Annotated in this window: 16 protein-coding genes; 6 read left to right on the forward strand and 10 right to left on the reverse strand. The window is 64.6% G+C overall.

Annotation, left to right across the window (positions count from 1 at the left end):
- Position 1: 1 nt before the first annotated feature.
- The 5 genes from llg_RS12665 to folK all read right to left on the reverse strand — a co-directional run bounded on the left by llg_RS12665 (position 2) and on the right by folK (position 3,863).
- A complete protein-coding gene (locus llg_RS12665) occupies positions 2–814 on the reverse strand; it encodes a thymidylate synthase (protein ID WP_338285033.1) in 813 nt (270 codons plus the stop codon).
- Between the two features lie 93 nt (positions 815–907).
- Positions 908–1,603, reverse strand: a complete 696-nt coding sequence (locus llg_RS12670; RefSeq protein ID WP_338285034.1) for a PEP-CTERM sorting domain-containing protein — start codon at positions 1,601–1,603, stop codon at positions 908–910.
- 511 nt (positions 1,604–2,114) lie between these two features.
- Positions 2,115–2,519, reverse strand: coding sequence for a peptide chain release factor-like protein (locus llg_RS12675; RefSeq protein ID WP_338285035.1), 405 nt, complete (start codon positions 2,517–2,519; stop codon positions 2,115–2,117).
- Between the two features lie 24 nt (positions 2,520–2,543).
- Positions 2,544–3,323: a 3-methyl-2-oxobutanoate hydroxymethyltransferase gene (panB, locus tag llg_RS12680; RefSeq protein ID WP_338285036.1), complete on the reverse strand. Its 780-nt coding sequence runs from the start codon at positions 3,321–3,323 to the stop codon at positions 2,544–2,546.
- A gap of 18 nt (positions 3,324–3,341) precedes the next feature.
- Positions 3,342–3,863 carry a 2-amino-4-hydroxy-6-hydroxymethyldihydropteridine diphosphokinase gene (gene folK, locus llg_RS12685; RefSeq protein WP_338285037.1) on the reverse strand — a complete coding sequence of 174 codons (522 nt, stop codon included), beginning with the start codon at positions 3,861–3,863 and terminating at the stop codon, positions 3,342–3,344.
- Positions 3,864–4,127: 264 nt separating this feature from the next.
- On the opposite strand from folK, the gene llg_RS12690 reads away from it, so the two are divergent.
- The 3 genes from llg_RS12690 (at position 4,128) to llg_RS12700 (ending at position 6,400) form a co-directional block, all read left to right on the forward strand.
- Complete coding sequence (locus llg_RS12690; RefSeq protein ID WP_338285038.1) at positions 4,128–5,261, forward strand: hypothetical protein; 1,134 nt, start codon at positions 4,128–4,130, stop codon at positions 5,259–5,261.
- Between the two features lie 130 nt (positions 5,262–5,391).
- Positions 5,392–5,850, forward strand: a complete 459-nt coding sequence (locus tag llg_RS12695) for a hypothetical protein (protein WP_338285039.1) — start codon at positions 5,392–5,394, stop codon at positions 5,848–5,850.
- A gap of 337 nt (positions 5,851–6,187) precedes the next feature.
- Positions 6,188–6,400 (forward strand): hypothetical protein, encoded by a 213-nt coding sequence (locus llg_RS12700; RefSeq protein WP_338285040.1) that lies wholly within the window; start codon positions 6,188–6,190, stop codon positions 6,398–6,400.
- 139 nt (positions 6,401–6,539) lie between these two features.
- On the opposite strand, the gene llg_RS12705 is transcribed toward llg_RS12700, so the two are convergent.
- Positions 6,540–7,055, reverse strand: coding sequence for a hypothetical protein (locus llg_RS12705; protein WP_338285041.1), 516 nt, complete (start codon positions 7,053–7,055; stop codon positions 6,540–6,542).
- 155 nt (positions 7,056–7,210) lie between these two features.
- Between llg_RS12705 and llg_RS12710 the strand changes: the two genes are divergently transcribed.
- The 3 genes from llg_RS12710 to llg_RS12720 all read left to right on the forward strand — a co-directional run bounded on the left by llg_RS12710 (position 7,211) and on the right by llg_RS12720 (position 8,908).
- On the forward strand, positions 7,211–7,630 hold the full coding sequence (locus llg_RS12710; RefSeq protein WP_338285042.1) for a hypothetical protein: 420 nt from the start codon (positions 7,211–7,213) through the stop codon (positions 7,628–7,630).
- A 211-nt stretch (positions 7,631–7,841) separates the two neighbouring features.
- Positions 7,842–7,967 carry a hypothetical protein gene (locus llg_RS12715; protein WP_338285043.1) on the forward strand — a complete coding sequence of 42 codons (126 nt, stop codon included), beginning with the start codon at positions 7,842–7,844 and terminating at the stop codon, positions 7,965–7,967.
- 194 nt (positions 7,968–8,161) lie between these two features.
- Positions 8,162–8,908 (forward strand): hypothetical protein, encoded by a 747-nt coding sequence (locus llg_RS12720; RefSeq protein WP_338285044.1) that lies wholly within the window; start codon positions 8,162–8,164, stop codon positions 8,906–8,908.
- 117 nt (positions 8,909–9,025) lie between these two features.
- Here llg_RS12720 and dapB read toward each other — a convergent pair whose 3' ends face one another.
- From dapB to llg_RS12740, 4 genes are all read right to left on the reverse strand, one after another.
- Positions 9,026–9,763 carry a 4-hydroxy-tetrahydrodipicolinate reductase gene (gene dapB, locus llg_RS12725; protein ID WP_338285045.1) on the reverse strand — a complete coding sequence of 246 codons (738 nt, stop codon included), beginning with the start codon at positions 9,761–9,763 and terminating at the stop codon, positions 9,026–9,028.
- A 22-nt stretch (positions 9,764–9,785) separates the two neighbouring features.
- Complete coding sequence (dapA, locus tag llg_RS12730) at positions 9,786–10,670, reverse strand: 4-hydroxy-tetrahydrodipicolinate synthase (RefSeq protein ID WP_338285046.1); 885 nt, start codon at positions 10,668–10,670, stop codon at positions 9,786–9,788.
- A gap of 124 nt (positions 10,671–10,794) precedes the next feature.
- Positions 10,795–10,968, reverse strand: a complete 174-nt coding sequence (locus llg_RS12735) for a hypothetical protein (protein WP_338285047.1) — start codon at positions 10,966–10,968, stop codon at positions 10,795–10,797.
- A gap of 276 nt (positions 10,969–11,244) precedes the next feature.
- Positions 11,245–12,120 (reverse strand): hypothetical protein, encoded by an 876-nt coding sequence (locus llg_RS12740; RefSeq protein WP_338285048.1) that lies wholly within the window; start codon positions 12,118–12,120, stop codon positions 11,245–11,247.
- Positions 12,121–12,194 lie beyond the last annotated feature (74 nt).

Below are 12,194 nucleotides of genomic sequence, written 5' to 3' on the forward strand. Positions count from 1 at the left end.
CTCAGACGGCGATGGGGGCCTTGATCGCGGGGTGCGGATCGTAGTTCTCCAGCCGGAAATCGTCGTAGGTGAAGTGGTCGATGTCCGTCACCGCCGGGTTGATCCACATCGTCGGCAGCGGTCGCGGTTCGCGGCCGAGCTGTTCCTTCGCCTGCTCCAGGTGGTTGCTGTAGAGGTGGAGATCGCCGAAGGTGTGGACGAAATCGCGCGCCTCGTAACCGCAGACCTGCGCGATCATCATCGTGAGCAGGGCGTAGGAGGCGATGTTGAAGGGCACGCCCAGGAACAGGTCCGCGCTGCGCTGGTAGAGCTGGCAGGACAGGCCCGGCTTCCCGCCTTCCTCGGCGGCGTGGACGTAGAATTGGAACAGCAGGTGGCAGGGCGGCAGCGCCATGCGGTGGATCTGGCCCACGTTCCAGGCCGAGACGATGTGGCGGCGGGAATGCGGGTTGCCGACCAGGCCGTCGATGAGCAGGTGGATTTGGTCGATGGTGCGGCCGTCGCCGGCTTCCCAAGCGCGCCATTGTTGGCCGTAGACCGGGCCGAGATCGCCGTTCTCATCCGCCCACTCGTCCCAGATGGTCACGCCGTTGTCCTTCAGATAGGCGATGTTGGTGTCGCCTTTCAGGAACCACAGCAGCTCGTGGATGATGGAGCGCAGGTGGAGCTTCTTGGTGGTCACACAGGGAAAGCCCTTGCGGAGGTCGAAGCGCTTTTGGTGGCCGAAGATGGAAAGTGTGCCGGTGCCCGTGCGGTCGGAACGGGATTCGCCGTTTTCCAAGACATCCCGGAGCAGTTCATGGTATTGGCGCATGGGAAGAGAATCCTCCATTCCGGTCCCGGACGCAAGAAGAGCCGGAGAGAAGTCTCCCCGGCTCTTTTTGAAAACAGGCGTTGCAAGTTCCGCTCAGCGGCGGCGGCGCAGCAGCGCCAGCGAGCCGAGGCCCAGCAGCAGCGCCGAGGACGGCTCGGGAACGCTGCTGATCACCTTCAGGTCGATGTTGGTGAGCTGGAGGCTGGACAGCGACGAGTTGTTGCCGTTGGTGATCGTCCCGTTGTTGGAGATCGCGCCGGTGAGGGTGAAGGTGTAGGTGCCGGGGGTGGAGATCGTGGCCGTCTGCTGGGTGATCGACTGGGTCGAACCGGTGCCGGTGGTGATCGTGCCGGAAATGGCGGAGACGGACTGCGGGCCGGTGACGCTCCAGGTGACGGAGGCGTTTTCCTGGGTGTTCAAGATGTAGCTCAGGTCGAAGACGACCTGTGCACTCTCCGCCGCGCCGAGCGTGAAGGCCACGGTGTAGGTGGCATTGCCCGAGAAGGTGGTGGTGTCGCCGCCGGAGGAGGTCTTGGCCGCCGTCAGCGAGGCGAAGGTCGCACCGGAACCGGCATACTCCAAACTGTTCAGGTTCAGCCCGGGATTGGTGAGGGTCAGGCCGCCCGCGGAGGCGGTGGCCGTCACGCTGCCGGTGGTGACCGTGTTCGGGTTGGTGGTGCTGGTGGTGGTGTTGACCGTGGTGGACACTGCCCGGGAGTTCGTCACCGAGGTGGCGGCGGACGCGGACAGGCTGGTCAGGACGAGGGCCGCAAGGGCACGCGCTTTCATCGTTTTCTGTGGGGGGTACGGGGGATCGGCCTTTGGGGGCAAAGGCGGGGGAGGAAACCGGCGGGGGCCGGTCACTATATGGGGGAAGGGATATGGAACGTGTCCATATCGGGCGGCCCGGTGGGGCCACCTTCTAACAGTTAGAGGGTGCCGGGCCTAATGTTCGGGGAAAGATAGTGGAATGGGGGTGCCCCTGGGGAGGATCAGACGGGGGGAGGGGCGGGGAGAATCCCTTGAGTTTTCAAGGGAGGTGGGGGCGAAAATCGGACTCAGGGAATCACGGAAACCTGAAATTTGTCAACTTGTTTCGATGCTATGAATGGCCGTGAGTCATGGGGGATTCTTTCATGAGTCCGGCTCATTTTTGGGATATGGGTAATACCGCGTACAGGGATGGGTTAATTGGATAGCCTTTTGTGGATAATGATCCGATATCGGATTCGCGCTATTCTGGTCGATATTCGCCAGTAAAAGGCCAATAAGATACCAGCGGGTATCGATCAAATGCCCTTCAATCGTCCCGGCCGGGAGAGCGGCGCATGGACTTTTTCTGGGAGAGCTTGCGCTTGTCCGCCACCGAGCGGCGTTTCGAGCCCCGCGAGCGCTGGCGGTTCTGGCGGCGGTATTTCTCGATCTGGTCGCGCAGCTCGGCGGCTTTGTCGCGGCGGAGGGTTTCCAGTCGCTCGCACAGCTCCTGGCGGGCGAGGAAGCGGTTCATCTCCCGCGAGCGGTGGGCCTGGCACTTGATCTCGATGCCGGTGGGGCCGTGCTTCAGGTAGACGCAGGAGGAGGTCTTGTTGATCTTCTGGCCGCCGGAACCGGAGCCGAGGATGAACTTCTCCACGAGGTCATCGTCCTCCACGCCGATCGCGGCGAGCCGGGCCTCGAGGGCGGCTTGTTTTTCGGGGGAGACCATGGGGGTGTGCCTAGTGCCGAGTGATCAGTGATCAGAGGAAGAGGAGTGGACCCGGTCGATGTAGGCGCGGGTGGCCTTGCGGATTTCCCCGGCGACGTCGGCTTCGACGCGGGCGAAGGGGGGGACGAACCACGGGTAGGAGCCGACGAGGTCGCTGACCACGGTGACCTCGCCATCGCAGGTGGTTTCGCCGCAGCCGATGCCGATGGTGGGGATGGAGACGGCGGCGGTGACCTCGGAGGCCACGGCGGGGACCACGGATTCCAGCACGGTGGCGAAGGCTCCGGCCGCCGCGACGGCGCGGGCATCGGCGAGGAGGGCTTCGCGCTGGGCCGGGGTCTTGCCCTTTTTCTTGTAGCCGCCTTCTTCCAGCACGCTCTGCGGCAGCATGCCGAGGTGGCCGCAGACGGGGATGCCGGCGGCGACGAGGGTGCGGATGGTTTCCGCCTGGGAAACGCCGCCTTCCAGCTTCACCGCGTCCGCCCCGGCGGCGACGAGCGCGCGGGAGGTGGCGAGCGCCTGCTCCGGGGTATCGTAGGTATGGATCGGCAGGTCGCCCACGATCAGGGCGGCGGGCTTGGCGCGGGCCACGGCGGCGAGGTGGTGGAGCATGTGCTCCAGCGTGACATGGGTGGTGTCCGGAAAGCCGAGCACCACCATGCCGAGGGAATCGCCGACGAGGAGGACGTCCGCGCCGCCTTCATCGAGCAGCCGGGCGGTGGGGTAGTCGTAGGCGGTGATCGCGGCGATCGGGCGGCCGCCCTTGCGGGCGAGGATCGCGGAGGATTTTTCGGAGCCGGTCATGGGAGACAAAGGGAAAACCTACCAGTGCGCCTGCACCAGGGCGAGCGGCGCTTCGGAACTGTCGAGGTGGCGGAGGTGCTCGGCAATCGGAACCTGGTCGCGGGGCAGCACCAGCTCCGGGCGGATGTCCGCCAGCGGCTGGAGCACGAACCGGCGGGAGGTGAGGCGCGGGTGCGGCAGCACCAGCAGGCCGGCATCGAGCGTTTCCCCGCCGAAGTAGAGGATGTCCACGTCGATCACGCGCGGGGCATTGCGCTCGGCGGCGACGATGCGGCCGAGCTTGAACTCGATCGCCTGGGTGTGGTCGAGCAGCTCGAAGGGGGTGCCCGAGAACTGGATCTCGACCACGGTGTTGAAGAAATCCGGTGAGCCATCCGGGCACAGCACCGGCTCCGTTTGATAGACCGGTGCCTGGCGGATCGCGGTGCCGGGCACGGCGATGTTTTTCAGCAGGTCGCGGGCGATCTGGAGGTGGGCCAGCTTCCGGCCGAGGTTCGACCCCAGCGCGATGCCGACGGAATGGGAAACGGACGACTTCAAGGCGGCGGAAAGGAAAGGGCGGAGACGCCGCGGATCAAGTGCCAATCCTTGGCCGCCATCTTCGTACGTAGTTCCTCCTTCAGGAGGGCGGGGACAACACCGGATCCTCTTTTCAGCGACCAGACCCGTGCAGTTCCATCAAAAGGCGGTTCAGGCCTGGCGGCTCGATGGGGTAAAGCGGAGTCCTTTTCACCCTTCCTGAAGGAGGAACTACGTACGAAGATTCCCCGCGAAACGAAGGCCGGGTAGGGAGGTTCCATCGGCATGCGCTTTCCCGTCCGTCAGTTGTTAGGTTGCCTGTTCCCGCTGGTGGCCGGGGTGTCGGCTGCGCAGTCCCTATCGATCACGCCCGCGGCAGGCGGCTACCAATTGACCTACCCCAGCACCTCCGCCCGGCCGTGGCGGGTGAGCGCCAGCGCGAATCTGGGCGATTGGCTCTACGAACCCACGGTGACGGTGGGCAATGGCCAGCTCCAGACCGCCAGCGTCGCCGCGTCCGGCGCGAAGCGCTTCTGGCGGGTGACGCAGTTTCCCGTGGATGCCGCCTACAAGGCCACCGCCGGGCCCTTCAGCGTCGCACCCTATCAGGATGAAACGTGGACGGACCCCGCGCGGAACTACCCGATGCCGGTCCGCATCTACGCCCCGGCCACCGGCCAGGCGGGCGTGCCCTATGCCACCGTGGTGCTGTCCCACGGCATCTACGGCAGCATCGGGGCCTTCGATTGGCTTTCCACCTACCTCGCCAGCCATGGCTACATCGCGGTGATGATCCAGCACGACGATAGCCGGAACTTCAGCCGCGAGGAACGCCCGGCGGATGTGAGTTTCGCGCTGGACCGGCTGCTCGGCTCGCCGACGAACCCGTTGCTCGCCGGCCGGGTGGATGCCACCCGGCTCGCTCACGGCGGGCATTCGTTCGGGGCCTTCACCTGTCTCGCGGTGATGGGTTCCACCTACCAGCGCGCGGGCGCGAACTCCCAGGTGGTGACCCATCCGGACGCACGGCTGCGCTGCGGCTTCGCCATGTCGCCGCAGGGCGAGGGCGTGGTCGGGCTGTCCGCCGATTCATGGAATGCGATCACCCGCCCGGTGATGACGATGCAGGGCACCGATGACACCGATCCATGGGTGACCGATCCCGCCACCCGCCGCGAGCCGTATGCGAAGATGCCCGCCGGAAACAAAGCCCACCTCACCCTGCAAGGCGCCACGCACGGTTCATTCACCGACAATGGCATCGCGGTCGATGGCGCTATCTACACGCAGTGGTACTTCCCGGCCATCGTCGCGTTCCTCGATGCGAACCTCAACGGCAACGCCACCGCCCGCGGCTGGCTCGATGCCCTGACCGTGAGCCGCCTCAGCGCGAATGCCGCGGTGCTGGAGACGAAGTAGGGCAAGTTTGCAACTTGCCAATGGTAAGAGCTGACGCGTCTCCAAGGGGCGCGAAAATCGTGGGACCACCGGACAACACGATGGGATCTACTGGATTGTGAACCGCGATTGAACTCTCCAACCTCTGGCCATGGGTCACCACATCTCCGGCATCATCGGCGCTCCTGCCATTCTGCGGGATTTCGCGCGGGAGAACTCCCTGCATGCTCCAGCCGCGTTGAAAGGTGGACTGGCCTTCCTGCCATTGGACGATGACCATCTGGAGGCGTTGTTTCCTCGTCCGGGAGAATTCGATCCGGCGATGACCTATCTGTCCGCAGCGCTGAAGGACGTGCTGGCGGTCCTTTCGTCGCTCGGTCCGGTCGCGTACGTGGAGACGGATTATTTCGGTGGGACCGGGGTGCAGGGGGCCACGGTCTATCGGGATGGCCGTTGCGTGCTGGAGCCGAGAACGGAGGAATACGGCGTGGTTTCCGAGGCCCTGCGCTTGCTGGGAGTGGCTGCGGAGTGGGGTGAGGATGAGTTCGATGCCGTGGGGCTGGGAAGGCACCGGAGCAACGAGGGTTGGGTGGAGGCGGGGAAAAAGTAGCGCTGGGCTTGGCCCGGCGTGTTGCGGTAGCGCGATCCTCTTCTGGACTCTGCCTGGTGATGGGATTCAAATCAGCGAAACGATGGAGAGTCCCAATCAGGTTTCGAGAAACGAGGATGAGGAAGATCTTTTCCTTTCCCTGGGCAGTGAAGCCAGCGGGCGCGCGGCCGTGGTGGAGGGAGATGGTTATTCCGTGTGGCTTTATCTCACGGCTCCGGGCCAACAGAGGCCGGTCGCGGATGGGATCGTCTGCTCGCTGGTGCCACCCACGGATGAACTGGTTTCACCATACGGAGACGGCGGGCCGCCCGTTTTATTGCGGAAACACGCCAGCGACATGGCGGTGCAGACTGGATTTTCAGCCGGGGATATCGGCCTGTTGTTTTCCCAGGATGGCCATTCGGTCGCCGTCATTCTCCGAGGCGAACCTTGGGCCTACATCAGCCACACGGAAAACCGCGGGTATAGCAAGGGACTTTCCCTTGATGGACCCTTCGGGCATCCGTGGGATCAGGAGGAGTTCGACCGCCTTTTTGAGAGAGGCGTCTGATCGGCTGCCCTCGGCTGGAAGGCGCGGGATGGAGCAAAAGTAGCGCTGGGCTTGGCCCGGCGTGCTTCTGGTGGATCGAAGAGGAAAGCACCTGCCCCGGACCGATTCGCTCACCCCACACGCGAAGCCAAGCTTCGCGCTACCTCGCGGGCTCCGGCTTTTCTGGCTCCACGGTCCGATCCAGCCACACCTTCAGAGTGCCGGAGGATGCCATGCCCTTTCGATCGATGCGTTCGAAGAGGACGCTTGGCCCACTGGACTTGGTGGTCGTTTCCGTCGCTCCTTCTGGCACCTCATAGCTGGCGGTGAAGGTGGCAGCTTCTCCGTTGGGGCCCTTTGCGAGCATGCGGAGAAGGATCGTTTCGGGGGCGTCGACTTGGCGTGGTCTGGATTGCAGTCCTTTGCCGGAGATGACGATCACGGTCAGGTGATTGTAGCGGTCGAGAGGGAAAGAGCCGGTGTCCTGGCCATTCTTGTGGATGCGGAGGGTGCAGCCCTTGCCTTCGATCGGCACCTCGAACGAACTCACCCGCTCGTCCAGCTCCTTGCCGATTTCCTCCAGGATGTCCGGTCGCAGGGTGGGCTCAGCGGCGGCGAGCGTGGTGGGAACGATGCAAGCGGCCACGAATGCCAGGGCGGTGACAAGACTGGGCATGGAACGACCGGAGCGAGCGTGGACCGTTTTCATCGGGAGGTAGGTTCGATTGATATCCGTTCCCCAAGGGGGAATCGAGGTGAAAGGTCGACTCAACTCCCCGCACCCGCTAAGCATGAATGCCGATGTGCTTCGTCCTCCATCTTGCTTCACCGGTGCCACTGCCTTTGGTGTCGTGGGATGAAAACGCGCCGGCGTTCAACGTCGCGCCGGTGCGGGAGTGGGGTCGCGAGGCACTGGTGCACTTCACGCTGCCGCACGTGGTGGAACTCGGATCGGACAAGTGCTGCGGCTGCGGGTTCCGGAATGCCTCCTACCAAGGCGGCTCATGGCCGTGGGAAGAGTGGCGGCCGGACGATGACACCGAGGATGTGGACGCGCAGCCGAACCACGAGCGGATGGTCGCCTACCTGCGGGCCCATCTTCCGCCGGGAACCGTCTGCGAGATTCACGGCGGTTGGAATGGCGAGCTGGGGCTGGAGTGTCGCTCGGATCAGGAGATCCCGCTGTCCCGGCTGTTGGAACTTGATTTCTTTTTCCGCCACCGCGGCCGCTACACGGTGACGGTGGATTGAAGGGCGTCGTGCCCACGTGATGTCGCGCTACCTTCCGCCCGGAAAAGGGGGGAACCGCACTGGTGCGAGGGGCGGTTTGATTCCGGTTCGTCGCCTTGAAGAGGGTGTTTCCGCGGTGGATAGGAGAGCGCCTGCCCGGTCCGGGGTGGTTCCTGTTTCGGGGTCCGCGCCGGGTCGGCCGGTTCATTTGCCGCCACCCAGCACCCCAGCCATGAGCCTCCCGTTTCCGACGCTTCAGACTCCGGATCTCCCGGCCTTTTCCCAATCGATGGCCATCGGAACGGATGCCCGGGGGCTGCCGCCGTCTGGTCACGGCTGGCTCGAGGCGCGGTGCTGAGCGCCGTCACCCATTTCCCCGCCCTGAACAGCGTGGTGGAGATGGCGCCCTTTCCCTGGGCTGCCGTCGGGGTCCGGGCAGCCGGGGGGCCGCCCGGACCCTTTCACTCTCCATCCCTTGCTCATCGGCACCGGGATGATGTCGGTCGGTTGGGGGGCTCTCCGCATCTCCTTTTCCCTTTTCACCCACGTCCTATGAATCGCCCCATCCTCGTCTCGATCCTGTCCGCCTTGCTTGCTCCATCGGTCGGCACCGCGGAGCAACTCACCGCTGATCCCGCCATCCCGGTGGGGTCGCTGACGGTGCAACCCAACGTTGTCCGCACCGGCACCTATCCCACGTTGAAGTGGAATATCACCTACCCTTCGGTGGCCGAGGATCTGGTGAAGATCAGCCCGGAGGGAACCCTGACCGCGACGTGCGATTGCCACGTGGATGTCCGGGTGTTGGGAGCGGCGGTGTCCAATTCGGTGACCTATGCGCCGGTGGAGGCGCAGGTGAGGATGGATTCCGGTTCGTGGGCACGGGTGTTCTACGGGCAACAGAAGGATGTGCGGTCCGAGACGATCGTGTGGTCACGGCTGATGCAGAAGGGGCAGCGCCTGGACTTCGGCGGGCGCTACCTGAGGACCTCCATCTGGTCGCCTTTTTACGACACCACGCAGAAGGGTTCGCCGCAGTCGATGGCGCTGGTGAACGGGGCCGTCCTGCCTCCGTATCTGCCGGGTTACGACCAGCCGTCCCTTGAGAGCTTCCTTCGTCCGTATCTCGGCACCTCGAAGCAGGTGAAGATCGGTCCGATGGACGTCATCTACCTGTTCGAGCTCACCCACAAGAAGGTGGGCAACCAGTTCTTCGGCTCCATCTCCAATGCCCTGATCGGCAGCGAGGGCTTCGACATGCAGGATCTCTGCCTTCTGGTCACGCTGCGAAAGGCGTGAGGGGGGATGTGGGCTCCTCCGATGCGCAAGTTGGAAACTGACGCGACTTCGCAGAAAAGGCGCGCCGTTTGCCCGGCGCGCCTCTTGCTGAAAACTGAACACTGAAAACGGACAAACTCACTTCAACCCCAGCACGTCCTGCATGTCGTACAGCCCGGCGGGCTTGTCGGCGAGCCAGGCGGCGGCGCGCACGGCACCGGCGGCGAAGGTGAGGCGGGAGCTGGCCTTGTGGGTCAGCTCGACGCGCTCGCCATCCGCGGCGAAGACGACGGTGTGGTCGCCGACCACGTCGCCACCGCGCAGCGTGTGCATGCCGATCTCGCGCGGCTTGCGCGGGCCGACGTTGCCGACGCGGCCGTGGGCGATGTCCGTCTGGTAGGAGGTGCCGGTTTCCTCATTGAGGATCTCCAGGATGCGGCGGGCGGTGCCGGAGGGGGCGTCGATCTTGTGCTTGTGGTGCATCTCGATCACCTCGATGTCGAAGCGGTCCTGGTTGAGGATCTGGGCGGCCTTCTGGGTGAGCCAGAACAGCGTGTTCACGCCCACCGAGTAGTTCGAGGCGAAGATGATCGGGATGGTCTTCGCGGCTTCGGCGATGAAGGCGCGTTCCTCATCGGTGTGGCCGGTGGTGCCGATCACCAGGCGGGTGCCGGTCTTCAGCGCGGTTTCCACCACCTCGCGGGTGAACTTGTGCATGGTGAAATCGATCACGCAGTCCACGCCGTTGAAGGCCTTGGCGAGGTCCTCGCCGGCATCGTGGGTGGAGGTGACGGTGACGGCGGGATCGGCTTCGGCGGCCTGGAGGATGGCCTGGCCCATGCGGCCGGACTTTCCGGTGACGAGGAGATTGATCATATGGAATGGGAAAGTGGGGGATTCAGCCCAGCAGGCCGTTGCTCTTCAGCAGGGCGGTGAGCGCGTCCTTGTTCGGGGCGCTGAGCGGGACCAGCGGCAGGCGGAATTCCTCCAGGCACTGGCCGAGCAGGACGGCGGCGGACTTGATCGGCACCGGATTGACGTCCAGCGACATCAGGCCCTTGAGCAGCGGATAGGTCTGCTTGTGGAGGGCGGCGGCGGCGGTGAAATCCCCGGCGAGGCAGAGGTTCACCAGCTTGCTCATGGTTTCCGGGATGATGTTGCTCGCCACGGAGACGAGGCCGACGGCCCCGCAGACCATGAACGGCAGCGTCAGCGGGTCATCGCCGGAGAGGATGGCGAAGTCGGCCGGGAGGGCGGCCACGAGCTGGTTCACGCGCTCCACCGAGCCACCTGCCTCCTTGATGGAGACGATGTTCGGGCAATCCGCGGCGAGACGGGCGGTGGTTTCCACGCCGATCTCGATGCCGGAGCGGCCCGGCACGCTGTAAAGCATGATGGGCAGGGAGGTTTCCGCGGCGATCTTCTTGAAGTGCTGGTAGAGGCCTTCCTGGGAGGGCTTGTTGTAATACGGGCAGACTTGGAGGGTGCCGGTGGCACCGGCCTTTTCGGCGGCCTGGGTCAGCTCGATGGCCTCGTGGGTGGCATTCGCGCCCGTGCCCGCGACCACCTGGCAGCGGCCGGCGGCGAACTCGACGGCGAGGCGGATCACCTCGATGTGCTCGTCGGTATCGAGGGTGGGGGATTCACCGGTGGTGCCCACCGGGACGATGCCGGTGACGCCGCCGGCGATCTGCCGTTCGATGAGGGCTTGGAAGGCGGGAACGTCGACCTTGCCGTCGCGGAAGGGGGTGATGAGGGCCGTGTAGGTGCCGGAAAAACGCATGACTGGATGGGAGTGTGGAGATTGGAGGACGGACGTCCAACCTTTGAACGTCCGAAAAAGCGAAAAAATCGGCGGCCGGGGAAACATCCGGTGCCGGGAGGGTGTGCGGAGCGCGCCGGGGCGTTCAGGGCTGCTCTTCGACCACCATGCCGTCTTTCCAGACGATGATCGGCAACCCCAGCCTGCGGTGCTCCGCGCGTGGTTTTCGCGCCGCCCGTTTGTGCGCGCGCAGGGCCAAGCGAGCGAACTCGGGGAGCTCGCTTTCTTTCATGTGCCGGAACTGGTGCGGGGCGATCATGTGGAGCGCGCGGCAGCGGTAGCACGGGACACGCGGTTTGCCAAGGGGCGGATTGCCGGGGGGCTGGGTGTGGAGTGCGGCGAGGCATCGCCGCTTTGGGTGCCGGAGAGAATCGACGGGATTTGCAGCGGAATTGTGGAAGAGGAGCGGGAACCAAGGAGGAGGTGATTCTGGAACGTGAGAGCCGGTTGGCGAATGCAGGCATTGCCCCCGGCGATGTCTCGCCTCCGCTCAAAGCGGCGATGCCTCGCCGCACTCCAAACAAGAAGGCCGCCCTCAGAGCTCCTTGAAGGACTTCGCGATCTCCGCCCAGGTCTGGCGGGTGAGGATGCGGCTGCTCACTTCCTGGATCACGTAGATCCGCTTGGAGGTGCGGATCACCACGCCGCTGAGGTAACCGCGGTCGCCGCTGGTGGCCTTCATCACCACCGAGAAATACGAGCGGTCCTTGTCGCCGGAGGCGAGCGGCTGGAAATCACGGGATTCGAGCGAGGCCCCGCTCTTCTCCAACTGCGAGACGATCGGCTCCGCGACGGCGCTCGGGTAGGTTTCCAGCGCCTGCTCCGAGGTCTTCTTGGTGGCGTCCTCGAAGGCCATGTAGATCAGCATCCCGCTGGCACCGAGCTGGGCGTTTCCGGCGTAGACCTCGCGGCCGCCCTCGAGCTCGCTCTGGGGCAGATCGACCGCTTTCCAATCGCCCGGCATGGTGAAGCTGAACAGGCCGTGGCTCTTGATCGGCGTGTCCGCCATCGGCAGCGTGAGCCGGAGGTAGTGGATCTTCACCTCGCCCGCTTCCGTCTTCTTGAAGGTCACGGAGAAGGAGCCCTTGAAATCCCCGCCGGTGCGCGGGATGCGCAGCGTGCCCTTGGCGCTGATTTGCCCGCACTCGGCGGTGTAGGTCACCTCCTCGTAGCTGCCCGGGGTTTTCGCCTTCTGGTCCAGCGCGGCCTGGACACCGGCGCGGAACTGCTCCTTGGAGAGCGGGCTGGTGATCTCCACCTTGCCATCCGTTTCCACGATCGCTCCGGAGCAAAAGGGCGTGAGTTGGTCCAGAATCCGCTTGTCCGCGGTCTGTTGGAAGCCGGTGTAGGCCTCGAAGGTTTTGCGCGCCTGATCCGCGTCATTCGCAAGCGCGGGCAGTGCTAAACTCAAAGCGGCGGCTATCAACAGGCGCGTCACGCGAAAAACCTGTCAGTAAAGTTGCAACATTACAATTGAGAATCGTT

Source organism: Luteolibacter sp. LG18 (genome assembly GCF_036322585.1).
GTDB lineage: Bacteria > Verrucomicrobiota > Verrucomicrobiia > Verrucomicrobiales > Akkermansiaceae > Luteolibacter.

Bases quoted from the DNA above. Each gene is read 5' to 3' on its own strand.
- llg_RS12665 (WP_338285033.1), bottom strand. From the start codon at position 814: ATGCGCCAATACCATGAACTGCTCCGGGATGTCTTGGAAAACGGCGAA.
- llg_RS12670 (WP_338285034.1), bottom strand. From the start codon at position 1,603: ATGAAAGCGCGTGCCCTTGCGGCCCTCGTCCTGACCAGCCTGTCCGCG.
- llg_RS12675 (WP_338285035.1), bottom strand. From the start codon at position 2,519: ATGGTCTCCCCCGAAAAACAAGCCGCCCTCGAGGCCCGGCTCGCCGCG.
- panB (WP_338285036.1), bottom strand. From the start codon at position 3,323: ATGACCGGCTCCGAAAAATCCTCCGCGATCCTCGCCCGCAAGGGCGGC.
- llg_RS12690 (WP_338285038.1), top strand. From the start codon at position 4,128: ATGCGCTTTCCCGTCCGTCAGTTGTTAGGTTGCCTGTTCCCGCTGGTG.
- llg_RS12695 (WP_338285039.1), top strand. From the start codon at position 5,392: ATGGGTCACCACATCTCCGGCATCATCGGCGCTCCTGCCATTCTGCGG.
- llg_RS12700 (WP_338285040.1), top strand. From the start codon at position 6,188: ATGGCGGTGCAGACTGGATTTTCAGCCGGGGATATCGGCCTGTTGTTT.
- llg_RS12705 (WP_338285041.1), bottom strand. From the start codon at position 7,055: ATGCCCAGTCTTGTCACCGCCCTGGCATTCGTGGCCGCTTGCATCGTT.
- llg_RS12715 (WP_338285043.1), top strand. From the start codon at position 7,842: ATGAGCCTCCCGTTTCCGACGCTTCAGACTCCGGATCTCCCGGCCTTT.
- llg_RS12720 (WP_338285044.1), top strand. From the start codon at position 8,162: ATGAATCGCCCCATCCTCGTCTCGATCCTGTCCGCCTTGCTTGCTCCA.
- dapB (WP_338285045.1), bottom strand. From the start codon at position 9,763: ATGATCAATCTCCTCGTCACCGGAAAGTCCGGCCGCATGGGCCAGGCC.
- dapA (WP_338285046.1), bottom strand. From the start codon at position 10,670: ATGCGTTTTTCCGGCACCTACACGGCCCTCATCACCCCCTTCCGCGAC.
- llg_RS12735 (WP_338285047.1), bottom strand. From the start codon at position 10,968: ATGATCGCCCCGCACCAGTTCCGGCACATGAAAGAAAGCGAGCTCCCC.